This window comes from Paenarthrobacter sp. NPDC018779 (assembly GCF_044391085.1).
GTDB lineage: Bacteria > Actinomycetota > Actinomycetes > Actinomycetales > Micrococcaceae > Arthrobacter.
The window spans coordinates 76,950-100,010 of record NZ_JBIRZS010000002.1; the positions used below are offsets into that span (position 1 = coordinate 76,950).

General features: G+C 59.3%; 49 protein-coding genes and 1 tRNA gene. 15 read left to right on the plus strand and 35 right to left on the minus strand.

The genetic code is table 11. From position 1 onward, the window contains the following. Positions 1–759: 759 nt before the first annotated feature. The 4 genes from ACH488_RS02550 to ACH488_RS02565 all read right to left on the minus strand — a co-directional run bounded on the left by ACH488_RS02550 (position 760) and on the right by ACH488_RS02565 (position 3,266). Positions 760–1,173, minus strand: a complete 414-nt coding sequence (locus tag ACH488_RS02550; protein WP_397322054.1) for a DUF3307 domain-containing protein — start codon at positions 1,171–1,173, stop codon at positions 760–762. A gap of 13 nt (positions 1,174–1,186) precedes the next feature. Then, entirely contained in the window at positions 1,187–2,503 is a 1,317-nt protein-coding gene (locus ACH488_RS02555; protein ID WP_397322055.1) for a hypothetical protein, read from the minus strand. 124 nt (positions 2,504–2,627) lie between these two features. Continuing rightward, positions 2,628–2,702: transfer RNA gene (locus tag ACH488_RS02560), tRNA-Thr, on the minus strand. A gap of 387 nt (positions 2,703–3,089) precedes the next feature. Further along, on the minus strand, positions 3,090–3,266 hold the full coding sequence (locus ACH488_RS02565; protein WP_397322056.1) for a hypothetical protein: 177 nt from the start codon (positions 3,264–3,266) through the stop codon (positions 3,090–3,092). A gap of 37 nt (positions 3,267–3,303) precedes the next feature. On the opposite strand from ACH488_RS02565, the gene ACH488_RS02570 reads away from it, so the two are divergent. After that, entirely contained in the window at positions 3,304–3,498 is a 195-nt protein-coding gene (locus ACH488_RS02570; protein ID WP_397322057.1) for a hypothetical protein, read from the plus strand. 271 nt (positions 3,499–3,769) lie between these two features. Here the strand turns inward: ACH488_RS02570 and ACH488_RS02575 are convergent, their stop codons facing one another. The 31 genes from ACH488_RS02575 to ACH488_RS02725 all read right to left on the minus strand — a co-directional run bounded on the left by ACH488_RS02575 (position 3,770) and on the right by ACH488_RS02725 (position 15,013). Then, positions 3,770–3,991, minus strand: a complete 222-nt coding sequence (locus tag ACH488_RS02575) for a DUF3310 domain-containing protein (protein ID WP_397322058.1) — start codon at positions 3,989–3,991, stop codon at positions 3,770–3,772. Next, positions 3,988–4,173 carry a hypothetical protein gene (locus ACH488_RS02580; RefSeq protein WP_397322060.1) on the minus strand — a complete coding sequence of 62 codons (186 nt, stop codon included), beginning with the start codon at positions 4,171–4,173 and terminating at the stop codon, positions 3,988–3,990. The genes ACH488_RS02575 and ACH488_RS02580 overlap by 4 nt, the downstream gene beginning before the upstream one ends. Beyond that, positions 4,170–4,889, minus strand: coding sequence for a hypothetical protein (locus ACH488_RS02585; protein WP_397322061.1), 720 nt, complete (start codon positions 4,887–4,889; stop codon positions 4,170–4,172). The genes ACH488_RS02580 and ACH488_RS02585 overlap by 4 nt, the downstream gene beginning before the upstream one ends. Then, entirely contained in the window at positions 4,886–5,044 is a 159-nt protein-coding gene (locus ACH488_RS02590; RefSeq protein ID WP_397322062.1) for a hypothetical protein, read from the minus strand. The genes ACH488_RS02585 and ACH488_RS02590 overlap by 4 nt, the downstream gene beginning before the upstream one ends. Then, the gene (locus ACH488_RS02595) at positions 5,041–5,289 is read right to left on the minus strand and encodes a hypothetical protein (RefSeq protein WP_397322064.1); all 249 of its coding nucleotides are present in this window, start codon (positions 5,287–5,289) and stop codon (positions 5,041–5,043) included. Before ACH488_RS02595 ends, ACH488_RS02590 begins: the two co-directional genes overlap by 4 nt. Before the next feature lie 130 nt (positions 5,290–5,419). Further along, positions 5,420–5,623: a hypothetical protein gene (locus tag ACH488_RS02600; RefSeq protein ID WP_397322065.1), complete on the minus strand. Its 204-nt coding sequence runs from the start codon at positions 5,621–5,623 to the stop codon at positions 5,420–5,422. A 100-nt stretch (positions 5,624–5,723) separates the two neighbouring features. Continuing rightward, entirely contained in the window at positions 5,724–5,930 is a 207-nt protein-coding gene (locus ACH488_RS02605; RefSeq protein WP_397322066.1) for a hypothetical protein, read from the minus strand. Then, entirely contained in the window at positions 5,927–6,067 is a 141-nt protein-coding gene (locus ACH488_RS02610) for a hypothetical protein (RefSeq protein WP_397322067.1), read from the minus strand. Before ACH488_RS02610 ends, ACH488_RS02605 begins: the two co-directional genes overlap by 4 nt. A 7-nt stretch (positions 6,068–6,074) precedes the next feature. Continuing rightward, positions 6,075–6,272, minus strand: coding sequence for a hypothetical protein (locus tag ACH488_RS02615; protein WP_397322068.1), 198 nt, complete (start codon positions 6,270–6,272; stop codon positions 6,075–6,077). Positions 6,273–6,275: 3 nt separating this feature from the next. Beyond that, a complete protein-coding gene (locus ACH488_RS02620) occupies positions 6,276–6,512 on the minus strand; it encodes a hypothetical protein (RefSeq protein WP_397322069.1) in 237 nt (78 codons plus the stop codon). A gap of 123 nt (positions 6,513–6,635) precedes the next feature. Beyond that, the gene (locus ACH488_RS02625) at positions 6,636–6,944 is read right to left on the minus strand and encodes a hypothetical protein (protein WP_397322071.1); all 309 of its coding nucleotides are present in this window, start codon (positions 6,942–6,944) and stop codon (positions 6,636–6,638) included. A 50-nt stretch (positions 6,945–6,994) separates the two neighbouring features. After that, positions 6,995–7,366, minus strand: a complete 372-nt coding sequence (locus ACH488_RS02630; protein WP_397322072.1) for a hypothetical protein — start codon at positions 7,364–7,366, stop codon at positions 6,995–6,997. Positions 7,367–7,368: 2 nt separating this feature from the next. Beyond that, the gene (locus ACH488_RS02635) at positions 7,369–8,271 is read right to left on the minus strand and encodes a hypothetical protein (protein WP_397322074.1); all 903 of its coding nucleotides are present in this window, start codon (positions 8,269–8,271) and stop codon (positions 7,369–7,371) included. Between the two features lie 33 nt (positions 8,272–8,304). Further along, positions 8,305–8,586 carry a hypothetical protein gene (locus ACH488_RS02640; RefSeq protein WP_397322075.1) on the minus strand — a complete coding sequence of 94 codons (282 nt, stop codon included), beginning with the start codon at positions 8,584–8,586 and terminating at the stop codon, positions 8,305–8,307. 496 nt (positions 8,587–9,082) lie between these two features. Beyond that, positions 9,083–9,394 carry a hypothetical protein gene (locus tag ACH488_RS02645; RefSeq protein ID WP_397322076.1) on the minus strand — a complete coding sequence of 104 codons (312 nt, stop codon included), beginning with the start codon at positions 9,392–9,394 and terminating at the stop codon, positions 9,083–9,085. 2 nt (positions 9,395–9,396) lie between these two features. Beyond that, a complete protein-coding gene (locus tag ACH488_RS02650; RefSeq protein WP_397322077.1) occupies positions 9,397–9,567 on the minus strand; it encodes a hypothetical protein in 171 nt (56 codons plus the stop codon). Between the two features lie 65 nt (positions 9,568–9,632). Then, positions 9,633–10,094 (minus strand): single-stranded DNA-binding protein, encoded by a 462-nt coding sequence (locus ACH488_RS02655; RefSeq protein ID WP_397322078.1) that lies wholly within the window; start codon positions 10,092–10,094, stop codon positions 9,633–9,635. 178 nt (positions 10,095–10,272) lie between these two features. After that, positions 10,273–10,800, minus strand: a complete 528-nt coding sequence (locus ACH488_RS02660; RefSeq protein ID WP_397322080.1) for a hypothetical protein — start codon at positions 10,798–10,800, stop codon at positions 10,273–10,275. A gap of 3 nt (positions 10,801–10,803) precedes the next feature. After that, positions 10,804–11,343, minus strand: coding sequence for a DNA N-6-adenine-methyltransferase (locus ACH488_RS02665; RefSeq protein ID WP_397322081.1), 540 nt, complete (start codon positions 11,341–11,343; stop codon positions 10,804–10,806). Further along, entirely contained in the window at positions 11,343–12,203 is an 861-nt protein-coding gene (locus ACH488_RS02670; RefSeq protein WP_397322083.1) for a YqaJ viral recombinase family protein, read from the minus strand. The genes ACH488_RS02665 and ACH488_RS02670 overlap by 1 nt, the downstream gene beginning before the upstream one ends. A 136-nt stretch (positions 12,204–12,339) precedes the next feature. Further along, on the minus strand, positions 12,340–12,588 hold the full coding sequence (locus tag ACH488_RS02675; protein ID WP_397322084.1) for a hypothetical protein: 249 nt from the start codon (positions 12,586–12,588) through the stop codon (positions 12,340–12,342). After that, on the minus strand, positions 12,585–12,767 hold the full coding sequence (locus tag ACH488_RS02680) for a hypothetical protein (RefSeq protein ID WP_397322085.1): 183 nt from the start codon (positions 12,765–12,767) through the stop codon (positions 12,585–12,587). The genes ACH488_RS02675 and ACH488_RS02680 overlap by 4 nt, the downstream gene beginning before the upstream one ends. Positions 12,768–12,931: 164 nt before the next feature. After that, positions 12,932–13,072, minus strand: coding sequence for a hypothetical protein (locus ACH488_RS02685; protein WP_397322086.1), 141 nt, complete (start codon positions 13,070–13,072; stop codon positions 12,932–12,934). After that, on the minus strand, positions 13,069–13,257 hold the full coding sequence (locus ACH488_RS02690) for a hypothetical protein (RefSeq protein WP_397322087.1): 189 nt from the start codon (positions 13,255–13,257) through the stop codon (positions 13,069–13,071). Before ACH488_RS02690 ends, ACH488_RS02685 begins: the two co-directional genes overlap by 4 nt. Then, on the minus strand, positions 13,254–13,379 hold the full coding sequence (locus tag ACH488_RS02695; RefSeq protein ID WP_397322088.1) for a hypothetical protein: 126 nt from the start codon (positions 13,377–13,379) through the stop codon (positions 13,254–13,256). Before ACH488_RS02695 ends, ACH488_RS02690 begins: the two co-directional genes overlap by 4 nt. Continuing rightward, positions 13,376–13,615: a hypothetical protein gene (locus tag ACH488_RS02700; RefSeq protein ID WP_397322089.1), complete on the minus strand. Its 240-nt coding sequence runs from the start codon at positions 13,613–13,615 to the stop codon at positions 13,376–13,378. The genes ACH488_RS02695 and ACH488_RS02700 overlap by 4 nt, the downstream gene beginning before the upstream one ends. Then, positions 13,612–13,761 (minus strand): hypothetical protein, encoded by a 150-nt coding sequence (locus ACH488_RS02705; protein WP_397322090.1) that lies wholly within the window; start codon positions 13,759–13,761, stop codon positions 13,612–13,614. Before ACH488_RS02705 ends, ACH488_RS02700 begins: the two co-directional genes overlap by 4 nt. Continuing rightward, on the minus strand, positions 13,758–13,955 hold the full coding sequence (locus ACH488_RS02710) for a hypothetical protein (protein WP_397322092.1): 198 nt from the start codon (positions 13,953–13,955) through the stop codon (positions 13,758–13,760). The genes ACH488_RS02705 and ACH488_RS02710 overlap by 4 nt, the downstream gene beginning before the upstream one ends. 155 nt (positions 13,956–14,110) lie before the next feature. After that, positions 14,111–14,446, minus strand: a complete 336-nt coding sequence (locus ACH488_RS02715; RefSeq protein ID WP_397322093.1) for a hypothetical protein — start codon at positions 14,444–14,446, stop codon at positions 14,111–14,113. Positions 14,447–14,450: 4 nt separating this feature from the next. Continuing rightward, entirely contained in the window at positions 14,451–14,672 is a 222-nt protein-coding gene (locus ACH488_RS02720; protein WP_397322095.1) for a helix-turn-helix domain-containing protein, read from the minus strand. Next, positions 14,669–15,013, minus strand: a complete 345-nt coding sequence (locus tag ACH488_RS02725; protein WP_397322096.1) for a helix-turn-helix domain-containing protein — start codon at positions 15,011–15,013, stop codon at positions 14,669–14,671. Before ACH488_RS02725 ends, ACH488_RS02720 begins: the two co-directional genes overlap by 4 nt. Positions 15,014–15,342: 329 nt before the next feature. Here ACH488_RS02725 and ACH488_RS02730 point away from each other — a divergent pair, with 329 nt between their 5' ends. The 14 genes from ACH488_RS02730 (at position 15,343) to ACH488_RS02795 (ending at position 23,029) form a co-directional block, all read left to right on the plus strand. After that, the gene (locus ACH488_RS02730; protein WP_397322097.1) at positions 15,343–15,891 is read left to right on the plus strand and encodes a hypothetical protein; all 549 of its coding nucleotides are present in this window, start codon (positions 15,343–15,345) and stop codon (positions 15,889–15,891) included. A gap of 102 nt (positions 15,892–15,993) precedes the next feature. Further along, positions 15,994–16,425: a hypothetical protein gene (locus ACH488_RS02735; RefSeq protein ID WP_397322098.1), complete on the plus strand. Its 432-nt coding sequence runs from the start codon at positions 15,994–15,996 to the stop codon at positions 16,423–16,425. Between the two features lie 63 nt (positions 16,426–16,488). Further along, on the plus strand, positions 16,489–16,881 hold the full coding sequence (locus ACH488_RS02740; RefSeq protein WP_397322099.1) for a hypothetical protein: 393 nt from the start codon (positions 16,489–16,491) through the stop codon (positions 16,879–16,881). Continuing rightward, entirely contained in the window at positions 16,878–17,141 is a 264-nt protein-coding gene (locus ACH488_RS02745) for a hypothetical protein (RefSeq protein WP_397322101.1), read from the plus strand. The genes ACH488_RS02740 and ACH488_RS02745 overlap by 4 nt, the downstream gene beginning before the upstream one ends. Further along, complete coding sequence (locus tag ACH488_RS02750) at positions 17,138–17,413, plus strand: hypothetical protein (RefSeq protein WP_397322103.1); 276 nt, start codon at positions 17,138–17,140, stop codon at positions 17,411–17,413. Before ACH488_RS02745 ends, ACH488_RS02750 begins: the two co-directional genes overlap by 4 nt. Before the next feature lie 175 nt (positions 17,414–17,588). Beyond that, positions 17,589–17,783 (plus strand): hypothetical protein, encoded by a 195-nt coding sequence (locus ACH488_RS02755; protein ID WP_397322104.1) that lies wholly within the window; start codon positions 17,589–17,591, stop codon positions 17,781–17,783. Beyond that, the gene (locus ACH488_RS02760) at positions 17,780–18,037 is read left to right on the plus strand and encodes a hypothetical protein (RefSeq protein ID WP_397322106.1); all 258 of its coding nucleotides are present in this window, start codon (positions 17,780–17,782) and stop codon (positions 18,035–18,037) included. The genes ACH488_RS02755 and ACH488_RS02760 overlap by 4 nt, the downstream gene beginning before the upstream one ends. A gap of 265 nt (positions 18,038–18,302) precedes the next feature. Next, a complete protein-coding gene (locus tag ACH488_RS02765) occupies positions 18,303–18,743 on the plus strand; it encodes a VOC family protein (RefSeq protein WP_397322108.1) in 441 nt (146 codons plus the stop codon). Between the two features lie 88 nt (positions 18,744–18,831). Continuing rightward, positions 18,832–19,368, plus strand: coding sequence for a PadR family transcriptional regulator (locus tag ACH488_RS02770; RefSeq protein ID WP_397322110.1), 537 nt, complete (start codon positions 18,832–18,834; stop codon positions 19,366–19,368). A gap of 5 nt (positions 19,369–19,373) precedes the next feature. After that, on the plus strand, positions 19,374–21,080 hold the full coding sequence (locus ACH488_RS02775) for an ABC1 kinase family protein (protein ID WP_397322111.1): 1,707 nt from the start codon (positions 19,374–19,376) through the stop codon (positions 21,078–21,080). A gap of 37 nt (positions 21,081–21,117) precedes the next feature. Further along, complete coding sequence (locus ACH488_RS02780) at positions 21,118–21,633, plus strand: universal stress protein (protein WP_397322113.1); 516 nt, start codon at positions 21,118–21,120, stop codon at positions 21,631–21,633. A 23-nt stretch (positions 21,634–21,656) separates the two neighbouring features. Next, positions 21,657–22,085: a fluoride efflux transporter FluC gene (locus ACH488_RS02785; protein ID WP_397322114.1), complete on the plus strand. Its 429-nt coding sequence runs from the start codon at positions 21,657–21,659 to the stop codon at positions 22,083–22,085. Further along, positions 22,082–22,453: a fluoride efflux transporter CrcB gene (gene crcB / locus ACH488_RS02790; RefSeq protein WP_397322116.1), complete on the plus strand. Its 372-nt coding sequence runs from the start codon at positions 22,082–22,084 to the stop codon at positions 22,451–22,453. Before ACH488_RS02785 ends, crcB begins: the two co-directional genes overlap by 4 nt. Before the next feature lie 45 nt (positions 22,454–22,498). Beyond that, the gene (locus ACH488_RS02795) at positions 22,499–23,029 is read left to right on the plus strand and encodes a ferritin (RefSeq protein WP_397322117.1); all 531 of its coding nucleotides are present in this window, start codon (positions 22,499–22,501) and stop codon (positions 23,027–23,029) included. Positions 23,030–23,061: the final 32 nt, after the last annotated feature.

Consider the following 23,061-nt stretch of genomic DNA (forward strand, 5'->3'; position numbering starts at 1 on the left):
CGCCTGAAACCTCAACTCAACCAGATCACGCCCAAGAACAGAATCCCAAACATCAACCAACCGAGGCATAGCAGCAACAATCCGCCGACGCTCCAAAGCCACAACATTCATAGACGCCTCAGCCTCACGAATGCACTCCTGCACATGCTCAGGATTCGACTTCAAACCCTCAGCAATAGCCTTCGAAACCACAATCGTTACGCCAACATCCATGACAAACCTCCAAGGCATCGCGCCAGTAAGAAACAGAGCAGCATCGCGCCACCCCGAAAGTTTTGAACCCTCCGCGGACTCTTTTCACCTCACCGGCGGTCTGACGCACTGCCCCTTCTAGGTCCCTCCCCCTGGGGGGTGTGGGTGCCTTTGTGGGGGCCTGTTCAGGTGTCGTTGGCGTGTGCTTTGCGTCCGCCTGCTGAGGTGTTGCAGAAGGCGTGCGAGGCGCCTCTATACCTGCCTCTGTCTTGGTCATCGTGGTCTAGGTGCCACGGTTCGCCACGCTTGATACGTTGCCCGCACCTAGCACAGTCAACGAGTCCTGCTTGCACGCGGATGTCCAGTGTTGTGCGTTTGCGTTGATGCTGCACACCGTAACCACGTTGACTGCTTGTGCCTCGTGCTTTGTCAGCGGCTCGTGTGTGCTTGGCGCATTTGCTGGCCTCGGTTACCTCGGGACATCCACGCACTGAACAGATGCGCACTGGATACTCCTAAGTGATAACGAGGGCAACGGATCTTCTCACGTATTGCATGATGTGAGAATCAAAGCCAGATGATTGATGCGCCGTTGATGATGAGGTGCATGGTGTTGTCTGCGATGATCATCAGCCATACCGCCATGAATGGTGCTTTGTCCGCGGGGTAGCCTGTGCCTTTACAGTCAGTCCATGCGGATCGGTACTCCTTTGGTGCGGCTTGGTTCTTGAGCCATGCGACATGCCGAGCTAGGCGGTAGTGGTCGATGATGATGTGTGTGCCGCCGATGACGAGCAGGGCGGGTATTGATACGGCACCCCACATGTCAGGCAGTAGGTTGATGAGCGCGTAGGGGATCGTGTAGGTGATGCCGTGCGCGACGGCTGGCCACCACTTCTTTGTCTTCTCGTTAGCCATCCAGTCTGACTGGATGAGGTAGTCACCTATGAGGTGGGCAAGGAGAATCCAAAGTACGATCACTGTTCGCTCATTCCTATGCTGCTGTGAGTTCGAGTCCGCCCATGAGTGCGACGCCGTTGCGGATGCGGTAGACGAATGGCCAGGATTCGGTTTCGTTGTAGTAGTTGAATCCGAACCCTTGTTGCCAGTTCTCTACGATGCGCGCGGGTTTGCCGTCTGATCCGATTGCACCGTGGACACTGGGCACTGCACCGTCTACCCGGCAGAGGCATCCGGGGTTAGCTGAGTACGATTCAATGGCTTCACCGCGTGCGCCTATCACTGAGTGGTAGGTGATTTCAGCCCTATGCGTGTGTCCTGCCCACGTGTTGAGGTGTGGGTGTTCGTGGACGTATTGGGCTGTGGTGGATCCTTTGGCGTTTGCTTTGGTGCCGTGGATGTTGCGGGTGGTGTCGTTGTCCCAGTCTGTTGCGGCGGGGTAGGCGTCAACGTATTCGACGTTGAGTTCATCCAGGCGCAGCAGGTAGGGCAGTGCCATGACGGGCCATGATTCGGGGAGGCCGGCGCGTTTGAGGCCGAACGCAGCAATAGCGTTGGCTTCGATGAAGTTCTGCATGCGCTTATCATGGTTGCCTTCGATGACGATTATCTGTGCATCGGGGCAGGCGGCACGGAGTTTGGCAAGGAACTCATGACCAGTGTCCAAGGCTGCTTGTGTGGTGTTCGCGAACGCTGCTTCTTGGACGAACCTGCCTTGTGAGGCGAGGTCTAGGAAGTCGCCTAGGATTTGGATCTTGTCAGGCTGGTATTGCAGGGCTGCTTGCACGAAGCATTCCATTGCGTCGGCATCGTGGAAAGGGTCCATGGTGCCGTCTGGTAGGAGCCTGTAGCCGATTTGGGTGTCTGCGCCTTTGAGTGCGAGTTTCATTTCGCGTGGCGGGTTGACTGGCCTCGTTTTGAGTTCGATGTTGACGGGTTTGGCTTGCTGAATGACAGGCCATGCGGGACCACCGTTAGTGCCCTCCGTGATTGGACGCACGTGGTTGAGTTTGTTCCAGTAGCCGGATCCTGTTGCGTTGGATGTCCAGCCCCAGGAGAAAGTGACTTTGTCAGGGTCTTGCCCAGTGGAGCGGATGAACTCGCGGTAGTCCTCATATCCCCACGGACGTAGGGAATAGCGTACATAGTTGGCGGATCCGTCCGCGTTGTGGGTTTCGGATTCGCCGCTGACCGTCTCCGCAGCGTCAGTGTTGCAGCCGCATGTGTTGTTGCGGTGGGAGTTGACTGTTGACTTGCCGACGCCGGATAGTGCTGCTGCTTCTCGTGAGCTGAGTTTGTCCCAGGAGCCGAGGGATGCGCCTGCTGCTGTTGCGTATTTGCAGGCGGTCATGGCGTCTCCTTGCTCAAGGGTTTCGTATTCATGTTGTTGTCGCTATGAATACGTGAAGGTGATGGACAGGTACTGACTCACGCCGCGTTTGCGTGTATTTGACCGACGGTGTTCGCTGTCCTCGTGCCCCGCGCAGGAATCGAACCTGCCCTATTCCGGCTCACGTGGTCCGGTGCCTCTACCTCTGGGCTAACGGGGCTGTCACGGTCCCGAAGACCCACTACCGTGACTGAGTGTGGTGCGATACCTGCTAGCCTCACAGGTCATTCACCATGCCGTTTGCGCTAGGGCAGAGACGGGAGGTCGATTCTTGCGCGCTCGATCATCCGTCCGGATGTCTGCGCTGCGTGGGCTGGCAGGAGTCGAACCTGCGCTCGTCGGACAAGACGGGATCCACAGTGCAGCCCTCCCCGCAAGCTCATGTTCAAGCGGGGCTATTCAGTTGGTGGCCGGTCCTTATAGGGGTCCGTGCCATTTTCCCGGCCCCTCAGGGTTACGGGCGTTTAACGTGCAGGGTGGCAGCGTCGTAGCTTGACCACATCGGTGATGAGCGGCACCGGTAAGGCTTCACCACCCTGCACGATTCTTATACGCGTACGGCGTATGCGTTGGGGCCGGTGAAGCGTGTCGCGTCTCCGAAGCCCTTGAAGTCGTTCATGAGCTTGTCAGCCTTGTCGTGGCTCTTGGGGTAGCGCAACGTCTTCCCCTGGTTGTTGACTACCCGCCAGTTGTGCACGTCGGCGTAGGTGAATTTACGGCTCATGGTTTGCTCATTTCCGTGTTGATGGGTGGGATGCTTCTTGGCCTTCTACCCAGTGCGAGTCCTGCACGTGTTCGAACAGGCGGTGGGTTTCGTCTACGATCAACCCGCAGAGTGGTTCGAGTTTGGGTTGGTGTTCGCGCCAATGGTGGGCGCACATGAACAACTCATCACCAACACCGGCACGTCGCTGCTCATCACTTATGTCAAGGACGGCGAGGACGTACGCTTGTGATCCGCAACGGTCGCACCTGTGGGAGCAATCAAGCATTTCGGTAACTACGCGCTTGTCCATGCTGACCGCCTCAAGGTAGGAGGACGAACAAAAGGCCCCGTCCTTGGCCAGCCTATTCATCGTCTGGCGTTACAAGGTTGGAGCCTTTTGGCTATGCGGCACTTTTGAGGGGATTGCTGCTTGTGAACCCCGCGTCACCTCACGGCGATGCAACATGTGGAGACACTTCTGCCCCGCTTCTAGGGTAACTTACCTCGTTCTACCCTGTCAACTAGGTATCTTGAAGTAGTTTCTCGCGTTTGGCTAGTTCTCGGTCTAGATACCATCGGGCCTTCTTGAGGTCTTCTATGGCATCGTTTTTGAGGTCGCACCGCCAAATGTACTTGAGCGCGTTGCCGAGGTTGAACCCCATGTGCTCTGTGATCTGGATACACTCGATCCCGCTGGGATGCTCAGTGTAGTGCTTCGGGTGGTTCACGACGTCCTGGCTCATGCGACCTCCACGAAGGTGACCTGCTGCCGGTTGATCAACACTGAAAGCCCGTCATCGCCCGTGAGGTGAGTGCTGCCGTAGCCTTCCACTTTGAGCGCTTCTATGAATCTCTTAGCGCTGTCCTCGGGCATATTCACCGAGTATGACTTACCGCCAGTGAAGTTGATGGTCACGGTTCTCATGCGTTGTTCCTTGCTGCTCGGGTGTAGATGTCTTGGAGGTTGAACAGGCGCCGGCCTTTGTCGTCTGTGTCAGTGGCGGTGAGGTGACCCCATTTGACCCAATTTTCAACGTCTTTGGTGGTGACGTTTACGCCTTTGCTGTTGAGGTAGCGGACGGCTTGCGCGGCGCGTAGGGGTGTGCCGTCGTAGCCGAGTGCTTGGGTTACTCGTTGGTGGCGTAGGTGGATGATGGAGTATTCGTAGCCGCAGACGTGGCAGCGCACTTCGGCGTCTCCTTCGCGGCCCTCAAGTTCGGTTTCGCAGCCGGTGGTGGTGCATGGGCCTAGTAGGACTTTCGGGGCTAGCCGGTCGCGTGCTGCGTCCATGCCGTCAGCGTGCGCGATGAGCCCTCGGTGGAAGTCGTCTGCCCAGAGTTGCGAGACGATCCAGGCGGCGCGGGTAAACAGGTAGTTGGTGAGTGAGTGCGGGTCACGTCCGGTCAAGGGTGCGTTGGTTTCCATGGCGACTTTGAGCGCCCGATCCATCAGGAATCGATGCGCGGCTACCTTTTTGTCGATGAGGTCAACGTCAACGGGTAGGGGCGCGTGCTCCTGTGACCCGCCACCCATGCGCGGCCCGTACGATGCGGTCATTGAGCCTCGCCCGATGTTCACGGACGCAACCACCTGATCCAACACCGTCAACGCCCGCTCCAACTGGGCCTGCGTAACCGTCATGCTTTCCTCTCGCTCTTGCCCATCTTGCCGTTCGCGTCAACCCACCATGTGATCGCGAACTTTGGCGCGAATGGGATCTGCATTACAGCAAGCTTGTATCCGTCCGGGGCGACTAGTACGAGGTCATCAGCGTCAATCAGCTCGTAAAGGCTCACGCGTCCCCCTTGAGCGCCGCGATAACAGCGAGGACTATCTCAGGGGCGTTGATAGCCGCAAGCGAGTAGACAGCGTTCTCGGCCCGTTCCACTGCTTCGTCGGAGAACATCACTGAGTCAGAGGCGGCGAGGGCTACCTGCGATTCTCCCCGCCAGTAATCTTGGAGCTTGCTTGTATCCCACGAAGATAGGTGGTGATTCTTAGCATGTAACGCTTTCGCCGCTGCGTCGATCCTGTTGCTCACTTATTCGCTCCTGGTTTCGTGTTCGCATGGTTGGTGGGTGAGGGTCGCTACGAGTTGGGGGATGTCGTATACGCCGTTGCCGCGCATGAGTTCGAGTTGGTGACGCGCACGCGCAAGCTGCTGAGCCGCCTCACACATTGGTTGCGCTCCATGTGATTGCGCCTTCAAACAGAACTGCGTCGATCCCCTGGGCTGCGAGGTGACGGATTTGCGTTTCTGCGTCCTCGCGTCGGGTGTACTTGCCGCCTCCTTTTTGCCGGTACTTGAGCTTGCCAACCGTTACGAGGTCAACCCAGTAGATCGTTTTGGGTGCCCGGTGCGATATGGCGCTCATGGTTTCTTCCTCCCGGTGATGATTGCGTGTAGTTGTGGGTTGGTGGTGGCGAGGGTGCCGAGTTTGCGGGTCAGATGCGGCGGATACGCGGGCTGGGGCTTCATGCTGCACCGTCGCCGTTCGCGTATTCCTCGGTGTACCAGTCCGGCACTTCTGCATCGCTGACATCCGGGTAGGTGTGGTCAAGGTTCATAAGGCCAGGAGTGCCTTGCGCGTAGGCTGCTTCGATGGCGGATTCATAATCGTCCGCTTCGACTTCCACGTAGTTCGTTGCAACAACGTCCATGGGTACTCGGTACTTGCTCATATCCCGTTTTCCCTGTCTTTGGCGATGGTGTGTGCGGTGAGTTTGAGTTCCCGGACGAGCGCCCATTGAGTGCCCTCATCCAGGCCGTCGATGAGCTCGAGCAGGTGCGGGAGGGAGTGATGCTCAGGATGGATCATGGCCCGGCTACCGAAAGTCGTAGGTCTTGCAGTCGGCCTGATCAAGCCAACACTCGACCTGAGCGCTGTTCTCTGCGTATTCGAGAGAGGCCAGATCACCCCTGATGTCTCGGCGGTAGCCGGGTCCGGGGGTGATGTAGTGCGCGAGTTCCTGCCGGCGTCGGGCCTGATCGGCGGTTAGGGTGTAGCCCTTGCGAGTTTTCATGGCTCACATTCCTTCATTGGATGTTGTGTATTGAGCGTCATAGGACTCGCCATATTCGGCGTACATGGCTCGAATCTCACGCGCCCTGTTGTAGCGTGCCCTGACAGTGGGGCTGTCGTAGTCTGCCCAGCCGTGGCAGTGCTCCTTGAAAGCCGCCGTGGCATTAGCCAGTTCCGCAATGGCTGACATTGCAGCGTTGTACCGGTCTGGGCCGAATACTGGGTGGTTGTAGCCGCTCATTTGTGTGTCTCGGTTCTGGTTGGGGCGGGGCTGCTCAACCCCCGCCTGCTGGTTTCTATTCTACCTTGAAATACCCGCACAAGATAGGTATTTCAAGGTAGTTTGGTGGTCAAAAAATAGGGGTTACGCGGGTCTTTTGCCGGTCAGGAGGAAAGCCAGATCAGCGAGGGTCATGGTCACGTACTGATCCCCAGGCTGACCCTTCCCGCGACGCTTATGAACCACGACACCCGCAAGTGCTTCATCGTTCACACGCTCAGTCTCAGCCTCAGCAACCCAGCCGCCAAGGTTCAGCTTCGCCACGTCCTTGCATTCGACCGTGACCCGCTGCCCGTGAGCCCTGACCCCGCCCACGTCGCCCTTATCCGCGGCCCCGGTTTTCACGCGACGGTCAATCGCATCTGACACATGAGCTGCGAGGTAGTCAGCCACCAACCGCTCAAACCTTGACCCCGCAGCCTTCGCACTAGCCCTAGACCTGCTCACGCTGCCTCCCTGCCCAACAGTTCAGCCCTGCGCTGCTCACGGCCTGCCTCGAACAACCGGTCCCATTCCTCTGGGTTCCTCGACCGCCACGACAACGGATGCGCAACCCGGTTACGTGGCGGCTCAATTGCACGCTGACCAGCCTCACGCGCCGTCTTGATATACCCGGCCCGCTTGCTAATCGCAGCCGGCGAAACAGGGATGCCCTCGTTGATCTTCACATGCTCCAACACCGCCTGCTTAGCAACCGCAGCATCCACCGAACGGAGCGCGTGATGCCACTGCTCCACCGACGAATCATTGAACGGAACACGCGGGTCGCCCTCGTTGATCCACCGCACCATCGAAATAACTTCCTGCAACTGCATGCTTAGTCCTCAATCTCAAGAAACGCTTGCTGGTCTTCCGTCGTGCGCAACCGGGCGAGCATGTCAGCTTCCTTCGCCCTCGCCCGCGCACTGTGGTCCATGTGCTGGGGTGGGCGGTGCGCGGCCTGGGCTTTGATCTTCAACGCCTCGAACTTCTCCCGCAGCTTCGGCAAGGACAAGATGTTCGACTTCCAGAACTCATCCGCCGTCGCATACCGGGCCACGTACAAGATCTGATCCACCGTGTACCCGTCTTTGTCGATCAGCAACCGGGCCGAGTCCTTCCACGCTTTCCCCGGCTTGTTGTGCTTCACGTCGTTGGCTTTCAAGAGCTGAGAGAAGCTCGCAATTACGTGCTCCACGTCGGGCCGTTCAGGCTCCGATGAGGAAGCTTTAGCTTCCTCTCTTTCTCTCTCTCTTTCTCTCTCTCTAGCCATTGCGATTTCGTCAGAATCGCATTGCGGATCGGATTGCGGATCGCTATGCGATTCGGATGCGGATCGCATGCGGTTCGCATTGGGGGTCGCATTCTTACCCCACCTACCCGCCGCGCCCTTCTTCCCCGCCTCAGCAGCACGCTTCACACCCTCAGACGTGCGGTTATGCTCCGTGTAGTCATGCACATACACCTTGCCCTCAGCGACTTCTGGGCAGTACGCGCACTCATGCCCTGGGAGGTGCCACAACCCGGACTCGATCAAGAGGCTGGTGTCAGCGTCAGTACCGCCAACCTTCCGCTGCATGGGCTTGGACGTGATCACCCCGTCAGTGAGGTGCTGCGCGCAGTACAGCACAGACGCGAAGTGCATGAAGATCGCCAACGGGGAGGCATCGAAGACTTCCATGATCTTCGGGTTATCCAGATAGCCAACATCAAACTGAGCAAACGCCCTCTTATCAGCCACGCCGCCTCCTTTGCGTTTGTTCAGCCGCCGCGCTCATTTGCGTTCCCGGTAGTTCTTGACGATGGTTTCTACCTGGGCGATAGCTAGCGTGGCGTCAAGGTTGGAGGCTTTCTTGTATCCGTGAACTTGGCATGCGAGGTAGGCAATGGCTTGGAGCAGTTCCGCTTTGGTGCCGGTGAGGTGGTCTATCTGTTGCTCTGCCTGGGTGAGTGTCCAGCCATGTTCCTGGTCTGCCGGCGCCATTGCGGGGTTCAGCTTGAATATCGCGGCTTCGGCTATGTCGATGCCTATGGGGCGTGGCTTCGCTGGGCTCATGCCGCTACCTTGCTTTCTGAATAGTGGTGCCTGAGTTGGTGGTGTGCTGGGTTTACGCAGCGGTTGTTGTCACAGGTGCGTACGAGTGTTTGGCCTTGGGGGATGGGGCCGTTTGCCCATTCCCAGGTTTGGCGGTGGGCGTAGATGGTTTTGCGGGTGGGGTGGCCTATTTGTGGGTATTGGCCTTTGCCTCCGAGGGCGGCGGTCCATTCCCAGCAGCCGGGGGTTTTGTTGACTTTGTTCCAGAAGCGTTGTTCGTAGGTGGGTTGTGGGCGTGGGTTTGTTGTGCCGTGGAAGCGTTGGCGGGTGTAGTGCTTGTGGCAGTAGCCTTTGGCTTCGTGTGGGTTGTTGCAGTGGGGGAGTGTGCAGTGAGTGGTGAATGCTCGGGCGGGCTTGGTGGGTTTGGGTACAGCTTCGCTGGGTGCTCGCGGGGTTTTTTGTCGGCGCGGTTGGGGTGGCTCGATAGTGAAGTTGTTGCCCCGGTATCGGTATCCGCTCATGCCGCGATCCTTCTGCGGCGGTCATAGTCGGATGCTTCGGCTGCTGCGGCGAGTAGGCCTTGGTGTCCGCCGTAGCGTGGTTCGGGGAGCGCCTGGATGGGGCGGAGTGTTTGGTGTGGTTTCTCTATGAGCGCGGCTGTTCGGTTCTGGGTTTGAATGATCTGGTGCTCAATCCGCTGGTTTTCTTTTTGGATGCGGAGTGCTTCTTTGTGGAGTTGGCGGGCTTCGTCTAACTCGTTTTGGAGTCGTTGTTTGCGTTCGAGAGCCGCTTGGAGGGTTTCTGTTCCGTGGTATTGGTAGCCGGCCATTGTTAGTCCTTCCTGATGTAGGGTTTGCAGTCGTGGCAGTGTTGGCGGTCTTGTTTGGTGCGGTGGCGGGTGGTGAAGGTGATGCCGCAGCGGTGGCAGGTTGCGTGTTCGCTGTCGGGCTTGCGGGGTGTGAGTCGTGTTGCGGTGTAGCGGGGTTGCGCTTGGATGCTCATGTGGTTGCCTTGCTCATTGGACGGGGCGGGCGCCGGTTGTGGGTTCCAGCGCCCGCATGGTTGGCTTAGAAAGCTGGTTCGGTGTCAGGTCCGTTGCCCCAGCCGCCCGATTGCGCTGCCGGCGTGGCCCAAGGATCGTCCTGCGGCGGGGCCTGCTGAGTGCGCGGCTGCTGCTGTTGGCGCTGCTGTCCGCCTTCGTTCTTGGCGAGCTTCCGAACAGTGGAGAGGTTCAGGACGGGTTTGGACTTCTTCTCTCCGTCACGTTCCCATGTCTGCGTTTCGATCCGCCCGACCACGTAGACCTGATCGCCTTGTGCAAGCTGATCCGCGAGACGTTCAGCGGTCTGTTCCCAGGCTTGCCCGTCAACGTAGAACGTTTTGGAGTTCACCCATTTCTGTTGTTGCTCGTCATACTTGGAATCATTGAATGCGAGGCGAACGGACATGACCGCCTTGCCTGACTGGGTGAACCGGAGTTCTGGGGTTGAGATGATGCCGGCGATGTCTGAGATGGTGGGGATTGCCATTAGTTAGGCTGCTTTCTTGTAATGGGTTTGTTTGGTGTCGCTGGTCCAGTGGAAGAAACCGAACCGGCATTCATAGAAATACGTGGCTGGATTGCCGCCGTTGCGTGCCCAGATGCGGGCGTGTAGGAGGCGTGCGGCGGGAAGGTTGGAGGACTTCACTTTCCCGCAGTTGCAGCGTTCACGAGGCATGTGCGCGGATGGAGTCAAGGACTTCCTGGGGTTCACCCGCTTGTTGCGCCGCGTACCAGAGGGCTTTGATGTTGTCCGTGTCGCCGCCTGCTTGTGCTGCTTCGGTGAGCCAGTCGCGGCGGGGTGCTGGTGCTGCGAGGGTCTGAACGGTAAAGCTTTTCTTCTTGCCGCGCGTCTCGGTCAGTGCGAGCGAGAGAGGCTTGTCAATGTGGGACATGGCTGCAATTTCGATTCCACCTACCTTCTTGCCGCCGTAGCTGACATCAGGGTTCCCCACGAGGGTAAGGCTGCGACCAACGTACGCGGCAGACTTGTCACCCCAAGCGTGAACGAGCACGCGTCTCATGCTCTTGTTGGGCTTGTACGGTCGGCCTGGGAACTCTTCAAGCTCGATATGCACAGGCTGTTCTCCCTTGATGACTTTGACGCCACTGATGGTTACAGTGCGGGGTCCGGTGAGGTAGTCGTCGTAGTTTTGCTGGTCGGACTTCGGTGCAACGGTGTCTGTGATGTCCATGGGTTACTCCCTGATTCGTAGATAGGTGCCGTCTAGGTCTGATGTTGCTAGTTGTGCCGCGTCGTTTGGCCCGTATGCAACGAGAACGCTAGGCGCTCCGCTGTTGGCGGCGGCGCGGGTGCCGTCTGGGTAGTGGAAGTGAAGACGCCCATGCAGGAACTTGACCGCAGTGGCTTTGTTCCAGACTTGCTCCACAAAGCCGGCAGTTTCGGTGCGGGCGAAGATAAGAGCAGTCCCTTGGCCGTGCGCCGCCAGCTTGTTCAGCCAGTCCCACGCATCGTTGCCGTGAGTTCCAGGTGGGCACATGCCGGGGCACGGCTCATCTTTCTTGGTTTTGTAAGGCGGGTTGAGCCATATGCGCCCGTGCCAGTCGGACATCATTCCGCATCTTGGTTGGATGATGTGGCGTTTCGCTGTTGCCCAACCAGGAGCCGCACAAGGATCGAGGTCAAACTCTCCGAGGGCCGAAACAACGTGTGGCGGGGTAAGCCAAGTCACCGTGTCAGCTCGTGCTGAATGGTGGGAACCCATTGCTCCTGCCATTAGTAAATCTCCGGGTCGAGGTAGTGGTTGATGCGTTCGGTTGCGGGCAGGTTGCTGGTGAGTTGTTGGTAGGTGGCGATCATTGCGGCGCTAGTGGTTTCGAAGGTTTGCGCGGCTTCGAGGATCGCGGCGTGCCATACCGGGTCTGGGTGTACGCGGCGTGTCCAGAGGGGCATTCCGCCGCTGTAGGAAATGAAGTCGAGCCAGTCACGGCCTGAGACGAGCAACCCGGTTTGGATTTGGGCCATGTGCTCTAGCGGGACTTCGCCGGCCAGGATGGTGGCGAGGTGTTTTTTGGGTTTGGGGGCTTTGATTTCGATGAGCCCGTCATCGCCCACTAGGCCGTCTGGGGAGTATCCGATGCTTCCCCAGTCGTATTCGCGGACCATGAACCCGACTTCGCGTGCGGGGGCGTGGTGTTCGCTGTATTTGTCGCGGGCGTAGGGCTCATCCAACGTGCCGCGTTCCATGTCACGGGACATGGGAGTTGGGTCCACGTAGCCGGTGATGCGCTCGGAAACGAGGGTGAGAGTGAGGTTGCGGGTGTATTCGTTGGCCGTGGTTTTCAGGACCGGGGGCAGCGCGTTGGCTGCGTAGGTGCGTTCGTCGTGAACGGTCTTGATAGGGGTGGGAACCTTGCGGGCGGTGCTGATGCACGCGGACCCTGCTGGAGATTCGCAGCGGGGGCAGTCCAGGGTGAGCGCATCCGGGGTTCCTTGGGTGATGAATTGCCCGGTGACGGATGCTGTGAGGATGCCGCAGCGTGCTTGCAACCATTCGTCTGATCCTTGGATGAGGTTGTTGTATACGCGGAGGTTGCCGGGTTGTTGTTGCTGGTGTTCGGTGATCGCGGCTGTCATAGCTACTCGATGTCTCCTTGCTCAAGGGGTTGTGTGTTTGGTTGGCAGTCGCATGAGGGGTTGCCGCATTGTTGGAAGGTTTGGGGTTGTGCCCAGTCGCCGGTTTGGTCCGGGTCCAACGGGTCAGGCAGGCGGGTCATTGTTGGACCGCCGCATGTAGCCGTGCGTGGTCTACGAACTCTTGAGCCGCCTGCGCCTCGGTGTACTTGTATCGAAATGGCAGGGATGTACCGGTGCCGCATGAGCACTTCCAGATCCATCCGCTTACGTAGTCCTGCGGCGTGCTACCGAAGAACTGTTCAAACAGGACGTACTTGAGTTTGTGCTGACCGTCCCAGGCTGGTTGTTGTGGCTTCTTGCGCTTGAACCACTTCCAGATGCTCATGCTGCGTCTCCGAGGATCATGGCGGTGAGGTCGTCAGCGCCGTGGCGGTTGAGGTAGCGGGCTTCGGCTCGGCGTTCGTGCTCGGTGACGTTGACGTGGTTCATGAGTTGTTCACGGTTGAAAACGGATGCGTTGTGGATGAGGTCATTCGCGGGAACAGGGGTGAGGTGACGTGACATGGCGGGTTTTCCTTACTTAGTGATGGGGCGTTGGTAGTAGTGGGTTGCTTTCCCGCTGTGCCGTCTGCCGGGTATGCCGTGTTGAATGTGTTCGCAGGCTTGTTGCTCGCACTCGCCAACCAACAACTCAAGGTCCGTCTCAGTTTCGATCCCTGCTTGGACGGTCATCGCATGATCCCGAAGGCCGCGGCGATGGGGATGATGCAAAGCGGCATGATGATGAGGATGAGGATGCCGGCGCCGATTTCTTTGAGGGTGTCGAGTGCGTCGAAGTTCCAGCGGATCGGTTCACGGTCCCGGCTCATTGTTGCGCCTTGCTATAGTCACCAGCGGCGAAATTGAGTGCGACGCTGTACGCCTCGGAGAGCGACAGTTCGCCTTTGATTTGGAAGTTGCCGCTAGGGTCGTAGGCTCGTGCACACCAGACGCCGTGGCGCTTCACGACTGTAGGTTTCAGCGGGTTGGTTCGGTGAATTTGCAGGTTGCTCATTGGTCTTCTCCTTTGCGCCTGGAATCGGCGTCGTCTTCGTACTTGGCTTGTTGTTGGGCTTCGGTTTCTTCGCGGCCTGCGTAGTAGGACCAGTCACGCGGCTCGCGGTAGAAGCGGGTCATGCGAGGCCCAGCCGGGCAGCGATCTGGTCAGCGGCCTTGGTCCAAAGCTCTTGACCCTCTTTGTTCAGCTCGTTGTTTTTCCACGACTCCCATTGCCCCTTTTCGAAGGCGATGAGGTTGGCTGTGCGCTGCTCGTAGGCAAGTGCGAGCGTGGCTTCTGCTTGAGCCCGTGCTACTTCGTTGGGGGTTCCGTTGCGCAGTCGGCTCTTGGCTTGGTCGAGGTGTGTGTTGCTCACAGTTTCTCCATTTGGTATGCGCCGACGATTTGGCTGATGTTCATGAGGACATCGACTGGTGTGGATTGGCCGCGCATGAACACGTCTATTTGTTGTTGGATGTTCGCCATGGCCCGGATCGCGGCGGCTGCTTCGTTCTGGCTCATGCTGCCTGCCCCGCTGCCAGCACGTAGTCGTCGCGTGTGAGGCGGTGTTTGCCGGTCCCTGGGTGGATGGTTCCTTGGGTGATGTAGCCCTTGTACTCGTCCGCGAAGTTCTCCAACTTGAACGGAGTTGAGTGTCTACCGAAGACATGACCTGTCTTGAAGTATTCGGACATGATGTGCGCGTTGGTGATCATGCTGCGACCGCCGTAACCGTGGTGACCGCGCCGTTCTCGGTGATGGTGACGTTGCCGCGGTAGTTGGTGCGTTCGGCGGCTTCTTGTTGCAGGCCCGGCAAGATGCTGGGGGTTGCGGCGGATGTCTGAGGTGAGTACCGAAAAACTGTGCTTGCTCATGCTGTTGCCTCCGTCGAGTCGAGCCAGTTGATGAGCTTGTTCAGGCCGTTGTCACAGTAGGAGCCTTGAAGCTCTACCGTGTGTTCACCAACCGTGATGGTGTGGTTGTAGTCGTTCTCTTGCGTGTATTCGGAGTAGCCGCCGCTGACAACTTCTTCGGTGATCATCACCGGCACGTGGCTTTCGACTCCGAGGCGTTCGCGGATCTTATTAGCGAGGTCGCCAGTGATCAGTGACTTGCTGTAGCGAGTTGGGTAGGGCCACTCGTCGGCGCCGCGTCCGTCTTCCGGGGCGTCTTGCCATTCGTGAATGATCGTGCTGCTAGTGCTCATGTGCTCATTTCCTTTTCGGGATCCGGGGCGCCCTCTTAGGCGTCTCGGGTTGGGGTTGTTGGTGATAGATCGCTTTGATAGCTGCGATGTCTTCGGCTGAGAACCTGATTTCTGAACCGAACTTGTGATGGGGCCAGTTGTCGCGTTTCTTGAGTCGGAAGATCGTTGACCGCGAAACCTTGAGAATCGCGGAGAGTTCTTCGAGGGTGTAGAGCACATCGCTCACGCCGCGAACGGCAACCCTTGTTGCTGCATCTCAGGGTCAGGGCGCTTGATCGCGATTGGGCTGACTCCGAGGTATCGGGCGATCTGGTAGAGGACCGCGTTGGTGAGGTGCTTTTCGCCGTTGCAGAGCTGGGTGATGTAGCCCCTAGATACGCCGCGGGGTGCGCGTGCTGTGCGTACCTGCCCGGCGAGTTCTGCGTGTGTGATTGGGCGGCGGATGAGGAACCCTTCTTCGGTTTCCTCGGTGCGGAACAGGAGTGCCTTGAGGGTTTCTCCTACTCGGACGTCTTCGGGGTCTGTGGTTTTGGGGGCCTCCCGAATGCCCCACTGTGCTTCGCTCATGGAAGTATCTTGTAGTACCGCGAAGTATCCTGTCAACCCCATCCGAAGTATCTCGAAGTAACTTGAGGCAGAAAACCGCGCCAATTAAAGGAAGTAGGCCCAAAACTAGAAGGTATATTCGACCCCGATTTGACCGCGAGAAACCAAGAAACTTCGCCTAAGCTACTCCGGGTACTTGTTGTGGATACCTCGCTTCTTTTGCGAACGTTCTGGGAGTGGAACCGAGTACTTGGATGAGCGAAAACGAGTACTTACGGGTATCCACAATGAGCACATTCGGGTACTTCCGAGTGTTGATTACCGTGATTAGTAGGGGGACATTGATTCGTATGAGCATCGTTTTAGAAACCGGAGAAGCTATGGAGCAGGGTAGGCAGTACGGCGAGGAAGCAATGTTGCGCCGGCTGGGCCAGCTCGCACGTCAGCGCCGTGAGGAACTTGGCCTTGGTAGGGTTCCGTTTGCGCAGCAGAATGGCATGGGCTCGAACGCGACTATGCGCGATTTTGAGTTCGGGAAGATCAGGCCAACAGCGATCACGTTGCGTCGTATCGAGAAGGGTCTTCAGTGGAAGCCTGGGGTGATTGACGAGAAGCTTGAGGCTGCTGAGAAGGTCAAGGCCGAAGACGTGCGCATGGAGGATCTTGATTCGTTCGACTCCGCGCCGAAGACTGGCCTCGATCAGTACACGACTCCCGAGCTGCTGCGTGCACTGGCTGAGCGGCTAGAGACGTTGCAGGCTGGTTTGGGTGGTGCTGTGTTGCCGAAGGATCTGGGCACGAAGGATCTGTATGGCATGGCGGCGTCTGGGCATATCCCGGAGCACCTTGAGTCTGAGTACATCGACTCTGTTTCCACAGAGGATCCTGACGCGAACTAGGTCACTTGTGGCTTTAACTGTCGGAGGCAACCCTTACCCTTAATTCCAGTCGTTAGCACAGTGCTGGCAGTGGGGGTTCTAAAAGGGGTTGGGGGTTGCCTTATGGCGATTGTGTACAAGGTTCGTATGCCTGATGGGGTTCCGTCGCGCACGGATGGGGTTGATATTTACCTTGATGACCGTCTGGATGAGGTTGCGATCCGCTGTCAGATAGTTCATGAGCAGATTCATATTGAGCGGGGGCATTCGACGTTGCAGACTGAGGCGGTTGAGATGTCCGTGAGGTATGAGACAGCTAAGCGTCTGCTGCCTCTGGACATGATTGCCGGGGTTTGCAAGCAGGGCCGTTCGTTGGCTGCTGTTGCGCGTGATTTGAATGTCACTAAGCAGGTACTCATGGACCGTGCCGCGACGTTGACTGATGATCAGGCTTTGGCTGCTGGTTGCCTGGACTGTCGCTTGTGCCCTGTGATCCAAGCCCGCTACTCAGGCCACCCATCCACATACCGGGCACGCGAACTCGTAACCGCATAAACCAGCCAGAGAATACCCTGCTATACCTAGTCGGATCGGGTATGGCAGGGTATTCTTAAGGGTATGAGCACCCCTATTGCTGCCCTGTTGCAGCCCATGAAGCAACCGCTCGAAGCGGCACTATTCCACGCCCCATACCGCGTAAACGGCGGTCAAGTAGTCCAGGCCAACCATCACCCGGACATCCGCCCCTACATCCTCAGTAGCAACTCCATGCCCATCATTGCCGAGTTCATCGCAACCGCACCCAACAACCAAGCCAAATTGATTGCCGCGGTCGAGGCGGTTGAGCAACTCGCGGCGTCATGGCAGGCCCGCGGTGAACATCTCGTGAAGTCCTCCAAGTTGGTTCCAGAGGATGTGTCAGATGCGCTTGCTGACGAGGGTTGGGGAATGATTTACAACGCCCGCAACGTACGCCATGCCCTCACTTCGGCGTTGGAGTCCGCAGCATGAGCGCCCGTGTGAAGGTTGCGCGGGAGGCAGTGTTTGACGCGATGATCGAGCATGGGCCAGATGGTCATACTGACGGTCACGACAAGATCACTGCCGCCGCCCTTGATGCCGCTGACTCCGTGATGTTCAGTGAGTCCGCGATAGAACGAGCAGCAGAAGCAGTTCGTGCAGCATCACGCGAGTGGGGGATGCCCGACAACGAGGCCATATCCCAGTACTACGCCCGCGCTGTTGTTGCGGCGCTGCGGGAGGAAGCATGAGCCTGATGGAAGAACCGATGTGCAGCCAGAAGAACGCCGATGCGCCCATGGCCCGTTTTCAGGACGCACTGGGTGACTACTGCGACGCCGGAATGATCGGTGACGCTCCACGGCTTGAGGACTTCAACCAGGCTCGTTGGGGGATCGACTTCCGCGGGCTCACTGAATACGACACCGAGGAAGAAGCCCGCCGCCAGTTTGAACTAGCGCAGATGGATGTTCCGGCGCGTTTGGTTGTGAATCATGGTGAGGGGTGGGTGGTGACAGATTGACCGCGTTCGTGACCCTGTGGCTTGTGGTGGCGGCGTATCAGGTGTTTGAGGTTGTGCGGGGTGTCCGGTCGCTGCTACAAAACCCAGGCTCCAAGGTCACGTTTCATTGGTCATTCCTCGCACTCGCCCTCGCCAACGGGCTGCTGGGCGGGCTCTACATAGTGGGGGTGATCCGATGAGTGACTGCGAGCAATTAATTGAGTGCTTGTTCCGTGGCTACAAGATACTAGGCTTCGATACGGACGGCGACGGGACCGGCATGGAGATGCTCGCCCACGCTGGACTAGGCGGTAATAACCTGAGCGCATTCATCAAGATCATGGATCAGGCATTTATTGAGGCGCGCGAAGACATGGACGGTGAATCATGAAGCTCAACGCCGCAGACTTGAACCGTACGCACCTTGGCCTCATGGTGCAGATCGAAACGAACAACCTGTTCTACCGTGACATGCTGGCTGGCGTCTCGCACGAGGCTGAGCTTGTGGAGGAACGCAAGATGTTCGATGAGGTGCCAGAGTTTATCCTTGGTCGCATCAGAACAGAGCTTAGGCTAGCTCACACCGGGACAGTCAATGTTGCCGGGAATGCCAGCATTCACATCCTGGAGCCAAAAGGATACTGAAATCGGTCACCTTTTGACACGCTGAGGCCCCCTGTTTGCAGGGGGCTTTTTCGTGTGTTGACCCGCGTTGACCTTGGCAACAGTGCCCCGAATCGTGTTGCCGCAGTCAACGCGAAATGCCACGTCCTGCTACTCTCTGACACCCAAAGATACCCGGACCTACCACGAAACCGCGTAATCTAGCGTTTTAGTCAGGAGTTCGAATCTCCTTAGCTCCACACTTCCTCCCTTACCCTTCGCCGCGGCCTGGGCTAGCCTTGGCACCATGTCTTTCGTAAAGCACTTCGACCACGTCGGCATCACGGTGGCCGATCTCGACAAAGCCATCGCGTTCTTCGAAAGCCTGGGCCTCGAAGTCGAGGGCCGGATGCACATGGAGGGCGAGTTCGTTGACACCGTGATCGGCATACCGAACTCCCGCAGCGAAATAGCCACCCTGCGTGCACCCGACGGCGGTACGGGCGTGGAGCTGTCCAGCTTCACCCACCCCGACCATGAGCCGGGTTCGCCCGCAGCGATGTCCACGGAGCTGGGCCTGCGCAACGTTGCTTTCGAAGTCAATGACCTGGATGCTGCCCTGGAGCGGTTGGCGGCCGATGGGTACGGCCTGGTGGGTGGCGTGGGCCAGTATGAAGACATCTGGCGGATGACGTACGTTCGCGGTCCGGAGGGGATCATTGTTGCCCTGGCACAGCGGATCGGATAGTCCTCAAGGATGATTGTCCATCACGGTGGCCAGGTATATCGTTTGGGCTATCGTTCAGTATCGTTCGCGATGATGTGAGGTGGGCATAATGCGTGATTCATTCCCGGCAGGCGGCTTCATGGGGAACGGTTTCGACGGCATGTGGCAGGCCATGGAGGACTTCCGGTCACGGTTCGAGAAACGCAGTGGGACGCGGGCAGGGCGCGGCGAGCTGCGCACCGCCATCCTCACGCTCCTGGCTGAGCGTCCCATGCACGGCTACCAGATCATCCGCGAAATCGAGGAGCGGAGCGGAGGCAGTTGGAAGCCCAGCGCCGGCTCCGTGTACCCGACACTCCAGCTTCTGGCGGATGAAGGATTCGTCAGTGCCGAGGAGTCCAACGGACGGAAGATCTACTCCCTGACCGAAGCGGGCCGGGAGGACGTTGAGCAGGCTGAGACCTCCGGTCTTTGGAACTCCCAGGGCGAAACCCGGGGGGTCGCATCGCTGCCGAAGGCAGGAATCGACTTGGCCCAGGCAGCGGCACAGGTGGGTCGAACCGGGACGCCCAAGCAGGTGCAGGACGCCGTGACCGTGCTTGAAGAAGCCCGCCGCCGGATCTACGCGATACTCGCCCAGGACTGAAACGGGTGGCATCGGTTCGGGGAGACCGGACGGCCTACGAGGCCCGCCCGGCGGATACCCGTGCCCGCTACCGCCGCATCCTGCGGTTTGCCGCCTGGCATTTGGCCGTCACATGGTGGTTCGAACTGCTCCTACCCAGGTTCGGCCTGCGCAGGATTGCGGACCGGCACCGCGCCAGGAGAATGCGGCACTTCGCCCGGCGGTTCCATGACCTCGCCGTGGAGTTGGGCGGGCTGATGATCAAAGTGGGCCAGTTCATGTCCTCCCGGCTGGACGTGCTCCCACCCGAGATAACGTCCGAACTCGAAGGACTCCAGGACGAGGTTCCGGCCGTCCCTTTTCCTGCCATCAAAGACCTCGCAGAAGCGGAACTCGGCGCTCCTTTGGAGGCCGTTTTCGCGTCGATCGATGAAACGCCCATCGCCGCGGCCTCGTTGGGCCAGGCACACCGCGCCACGCTGCTGGCGCCGGACCGGGAAGAAACCGGCCTCAGCAACGTGGTGTTCAAGGTTCAGCGCCCGGGCATCCAGGCGATCGTCGACGTCGACCTTGCCGCCTTGCGGAGGGTGGGCGGCTGGCTGAAGCGCATCCGTATTGTTGCGGAGCGGGCAGACGTGCCGGCCCTGGTGAAGGAGTTCGCACAGACCAGCCTCGAAGAAATCGACTACCTGAACGAGGCCGCCAACGCCGAGCGTTTTGCGGTGGAGTTCGCCGAGGATGGGAGGGTGGCCGTTCCGGGGATTGTCTGGGAAAGAACGTCCCGCCGGGTCCTCACACTGGAGGACGTCACGGCCATCAAGATCACGGATGCGGAGGCGCTCCGGGCTGCCGGGATCGACCCAGCAGCCGTGGCCCCGGTCTTTGCCTCGGTGATGTTCGAGCAGCTCTTCACCAACGGCTTCTTCCATGCTGATCCCCATCCCGGCAATATCTTCGTCACCCCGGACACTGATCCTGGGGCAGAGTACCCGTGGAAGCTGACGTTCATCGACTTTGGCATGATGGGCCAGGTTCCGCCGAAGACCCGCAGTGGGCTCCGGAAGTTGCTGATCGCGGCGGCCGCCAGGGATGGCCAGGGCCTCGTTGCTGCAATCAGCGACATCGGAGTGCTGGTGCCATCGGCGGACACCCGCAAACTGGAACAGGCCATGACCCAACTGTTCGCGCGTTTTGGCGGCATGGGTTTCGCGGAACTCCGCGAAGTGGACCCGCGGGAATTCCGTGATTTCGCGGTGGAATTCGGGGACGTGGTGCGTTCCTTGCCGTTCCAGCTGCCCGAGAACTTCCTGCTCATTATCCGGGCCATGTCGCTGACCTCGGGTGTGTGCAGCTCCTTGGACGCGAGGTTCAACCTGTGGGATTCCGTGGAGCCGTACGCGGCCCGCCTGCTCAGGGATGAGCGCGGCAACGTGGTGAAGGACGCCGCTGCCCAAGTCCTGGAGACCGCGGCCGTGGCCATGTCCTTGCCGAAGCGCCTTGACGGTCTCATCACCAGGATCGACGAAGGGTCCGTGGAAGTATCCAATCCTCGGATGGAACGGCACCTGGCCCGACTGGCCAGGACCGCCCAGCGGGCCGTGGGGGCTTTGATCTTCAGCGGCGTCCTGATCGCGGGCGCTTTGGTCCGCGCTGACGATCAGGTGCTCAGCAACCTCCTGATGGTCGCCTCGCTCCTGCCGCTGCTCTACGTGCTGAAGCCCGGACGCCGCTAGGCCGGAAACCGGAATGGCGCGTCGTAAACTTGCCCTTGTGACTGACACGCCTCCCCGCCGCCTCCACGCCATGAACGTGATGACGGGACCCGTGCTTGCAGGCGTGGCACCAAAGCAGCAGTCTGTCGTAGTGGAGCACGCCGCAGCATTCGCTGCTGCCGCACAACTGCCCTTGGTGTGTGCGTTTGTGGACGTTACGGTCTATCCCTTGGATGGCACAACGGGCGGTCCCATGGCCCCGATCGATCCGGACGGAGTGGAAGGGGACGCCGGGCTCATCCCTGCGTCCCTCGAGGCCTCCATCGGGGCGCAACTGGCTGGATCCGGCGTCGACTGGTCCTTGGTGGCACTGGCCGGCGAACCGGCCCACGCACTGGCCCGGCATGCCGGGGAAATCGGCGCATCCCTGATGGTGGTCGGCTCCAGGGAACACAAACTGGGCTCGACGCTCCGCGAACTGACCGGTGGTTCCGTTGCGAGGCAGTTGCTGCACCGGCAGGATCGTCCGGTCCTGGTGGTTCCGGTGGATCCGCGGGTTCCTGACGAGCTATGACAGCAAACACCACTAAACGCCCAGTGCACCTCCACTGGGGTTTCATCGGCTTGGTGGCTGCCGGCGGTGTCTTCGGTGCCCTCGCCCGCTATGGGTTGGGACTGTTGATCCCTGCACCCGGCGCGTGGCCGCTGCCAACGTTGCTTATCAATCTGACGGGTGCGTTGGCGCTCGGTGCGTTACTGGAAGGACTCTCGCGGAGGGGGCCCGACGCCGGTCATCGCCGTGTGCTGCGCCTCGCCTTGGGCACGGGGTTCCTTGGCGCCTACACCACCTACAGCACGCTCGCCCTGGACACCGTGCACCTGCTCATGGGCGGCTGTTCCAGCGGCGCGGCCTGGTATGTGGGCTTGAGCCTGGTGGGAGGGGCAATGGCGACGACGGCCGGCATCGCCCTGGGCGCGTGGCACCACAAGCGAACGCGCGGTTCCAACGGCGGGGGTGCATCGTGACGGTGATCCTGCTTGCCCTGGCCGGTGGCATCGGCGCAGCGTCCAGGTTCGTCGTCGATGGCCTCATCCGGGGGAGGGTCCGGACTGCGCTCCCGTGGGCCACGGTGATCATCAACGTATCGGGGTCCTTGATGCTGGGCTTCATTGCGGGATTGGTAATGCGTGGGCAGGCCCCGGAATCACTGCAAATGATCCTGGGAACCGGCTTCCTGGGCGGCTACACCACGTTCAGCACCGCCAGTTTGGAGACCATCCGGCTGGTGCAAAGCGGACGCACTGGCCTCGCCTTCGTCAACGCCCTTGGATCCTTGGTGGCGAGCGTGGCCGCCGCGGGTTTGGGTGTGTGGCTGGCCTGGTTACTGCCCTGAGCGAACAGCCCGCTGGCGTCGATCCGCGACTGTAGGATCGGTGCCATGGCTAAGAAGACTTTCAATGAGTTGTTGTCCGCCCAGGTCGCCAATGAGTTCGCGGCCTCCCAGCAGTACATCGCCGTGGCTGTGTACTTCGACGGCGAAGACTTGCCCCAGTTGGCACGTCACTTCTATCGCCAGTCCCTTGAAGAACGAAACCACGCCATGATGATGGTCCAGTACATGCTGGACCGCAACGTGCACGTCGAGATTCCAGGAATCGCCCCGGTCCGCAACAACTTCACCAATGCCAAGGAACCCATTGCCCTGGCGTTGGAGCAGGAGAAGGAAGTCACCCGGAACATTGAGGACATGTTCCGCGCCGCACGTGCCGAGGGCGATGCCCTGGGTGAGCAGTTCATGCTGTGGTTCCTGAAGGAACAGGTTGAGGAAGTCGCTTCGATGACCACGCTCTTGAACATCACCGAACGAGCCGAGAACCTGTTCGACATTGAGAACTACGTTGCCCGAGAGACCGTGGGCGACGGCGGACACGACGCCGGGGCTCCGTCGGCAGCCGGCGGCGCCATCTAACATCGAACCAAAGCCGGACGGGTCCGTCGGAA

Coding starts and splice junctions, on each gene's coding strand:
- ACH488_RS02695 (WP_397322088.1), bottom strand. CDS start 13,379: ATGACCCGCTTCTACCGCGAGCCGCGTGACTGGTCCTACTACGCAGGC.
- ACH488_RS02715 (WP_397322093.1), bottom strand. CDS start 14,446: ATGAGCACTAGCAGCACGATCATTCACGAATGGCAAGACGCCCCGGAA.
- ACH488_RS02575 (WP_397322058.1), bottom strand. CDS start 3,991: ATGAGCCAGGACGTCGTGAACCACCCGAAGCACTACACTGAGCATCCC.
- ACH488_RS02765 (WP_397322108.1), top strand. CDS start 18,303: ATGTCTTTCGTAAAGCACTTCGACCACGTCGGCATCACGGTGGCCGAT.
- ACH488_RS02680 (WP_397322085.1), bottom strand. CDS start 12,767: ATGTCACGTCACCTCACCCCTGTTCCCGCGAATGACCTCATCCACAAC.
- ACH488_RS02565 (WP_397322056.1), bottom strand. CDS start 3,266: ATGAGCCGTAAATTCACCTACGCCGACGTGCACAACTGGCGGGTAGTC.
- ACH488_RS02760 (WP_397322106.1), top strand. CDS start 17,780: ATGAAGCTCAACGCCGCAGACTTGAACCGTACGCACCTTGGCCTCATG.
- ACH488_RS02630 (WP_397322072.1), bottom strand. CDS start 7,366: ATGCAGTTGCAGGAAGTTATTTCGATGGTGCGGTGGATCAACGAGGGC.
- ACH488_RS02725 (WP_397322096.1), bottom strand. CDS start 15,013: ATGAGCGAAGCACAGTGGGGCATTCGGGAGGCCCCCAAAACCACAGAC.
- ACH488_RS02730 (WP_397322097.1), top strand. CDS start 15,343: ATGAGCATCGTTTTAGAAACCGGAGAAGCTATGGAGCAGGGTAGGCAG.
- ACH488_RS02795 (WP_397322117.1), top strand. CDS start 22,499: ATGGCTAAGAAGACTTTCAATGAGTTGTTGTCCGCCCAGGTCGCCAAT.
- ACH488_RS02750 (WP_397322103.1), top strand. CDS start 17,138: ATGAGCCTGATGGAAGAACCGATGTGCAGCCAGAAGAACGCCGATGCG.
- ACH488_RS02670 (WP_397322083.1), bottom strand. CDS start 12,203: ATGACAGCCGCGATCACCGAACACCAGCAACAACAACCCGGCAACCTC.
- ACH488_RS02665 (WP_397322081.1), bottom strand. CDS start 11,343: ATGGCAGGAGCAATGGGTTCCCACCATTCAGCACGAGCTGACACGGTG.
- ACH488_RS02605 (WP_397322066.1), bottom strand. CDS start 5,930: ATGAGCAAGTACCGAGTACCCATGGACGTTGTTGCAACGAACTACGTG.
- ACH488_RS02600 (WP_397322065.1), bottom strand. CDS start 5,623: ATGAGCGCCATATCGCACCGGGCACCCAAAACGATCTACTGGGTTGAC.
- ACH488_RS02640 (WP_397322075.1), bottom strand. CDS start 8,586: ATGAGCCCAGCGAAGCCACGCCCCATAGGCATCGACATAGCCGAAGCC.
- ACH488_RS02620 (WP_397322069.1), bottom strand. CDS start 6,512: ATGAGCGGCTACAACCACCCAGTATTCGGCCCAGACCGGTACAACGCT.
- ACH488_RS02755 (WP_397322104.1), top strand. CDS start 17,589: ATGAGTGACTGCGAGCAATTAATTGAGTGCTTGTTCCGTGGCTACAAG.
- ACH488_RS02745 (WP_397322101.1), top strand. CDS start 16,878: ATGAGCGCCCGTGTGAAGGTTGCGCGGGAGGCAGTGTTTGACGCGATG.
- ACH488_RS02610 (WP_397322067.1), bottom strand. CDS start 6,067: ATGATCCATCCTGAGCATCACTCCCTCCCGCACCTGCTCGAGCTCATC.
- ACH488_RS02705 (WP_397322090.1), bottom strand. CDS start 13,761: ATGAGCCAGAACGAAGCAGCCGCCGCGATCCGGGCCATGGCGAACATC.
- ACH488_RS02615 (WP_397322068.1), bottom strand. CDS start 6,272: ATGAAAACTCGCAAGGGCTACACCCTAACCGCCGATCAGGCCCGACGC.
- ACH488_RS02710 (WP_397322092.1), bottom strand. CDS start 13,955: ATGATCACCAACGCGCACATCATGTCCGAATACTTCAAGACAGGTCAT.
- ACH488_RS02585 (WP_397322061.1), bottom strand. CDS start 4,889: ATGACGGTTACGCAGGCCCAGTTGGAGCGGGCGTTGACGGTGTTGGAT.
- ACH488_RS02580 (WP_397322060.1), bottom strand. CDS start 4,173: ATGAGAACCGTGACCATCAACTTCACTGGCGGTAAGTCATACTCGGTG.
- ACH488_RS02690 (WP_397322087.1), bottom strand. CDS start 13,257: ATGAGCAACCTGCAAATTCACCGAACCAACCCGCTGAAACCTACAGTC.
- ACH488_RS02655 (WP_397322078.1), bottom strand. CDS start 10,094: ATGGCAATCCCCACCATCTCAGACATCGCCGGCATCATCTCAACCCCA.
- ACH488_RS02770 (WP_397322110.1), top strand. CDS start 18,832: ATGCGTGATTCATTCCCGGCAGGCGGCTTCATGGGGAACGGTTTCGAC.
- ACH488_RS02555 (WP_397322055.1), bottom strand. CDS start 2,503: ATGACCGCCTGCAAATACGCAACAGCAGCAGGCGCATCCCTCGGCTCC.
- ACH488_RS02650 (WP_397322077.1), bottom strand. CDS start 9,567: ATGAGCATCCAAGCGCAACCCCGCTACACCGCAACACGACTCACACCC.
- ACH488_RS02645 (WP_397322076.1), bottom strand. CDS start 9,394: ATGGCCGGCTACCAATACCACGGAACAGAAACCCTCCAAGCGGCTCTC.
- ACH488_RS02660 (WP_397322080.1), bottom strand. CDS start 10,800: ATGGACATCACAGACACCGTTGCACCGAAGTCCGACCAGCAAAACTAC.
- ACH488_RS02740 (WP_397322099.1), top strand. CDS start 16,489: ATGAGCACCCCTATTGCTGCCCTGTTGCAGCCCATGAAGCAACCGCTC.
- ACH488_RS02675 (WP_397322084.1), bottom strand. CDS start 12,588: ATGAGCATCTGGAAGTGGTTCAAGCGCAAGAAGCCACAACAACCAGCC.
- ACH488_RS02685 (WP_397322086.1), bottom strand. CDS start 13,072: ATGAGCCGGGACCGTGAACCGATCCGCTGGAACTTCGACGCACTCGAC.
- ACH488_RS02735 (WP_397322098.1), top strand. CDS start 15,994: ATGGCGATTGTGTACAAGGTTCGTATGCCTGATGGGGTTCCGTCGCGC.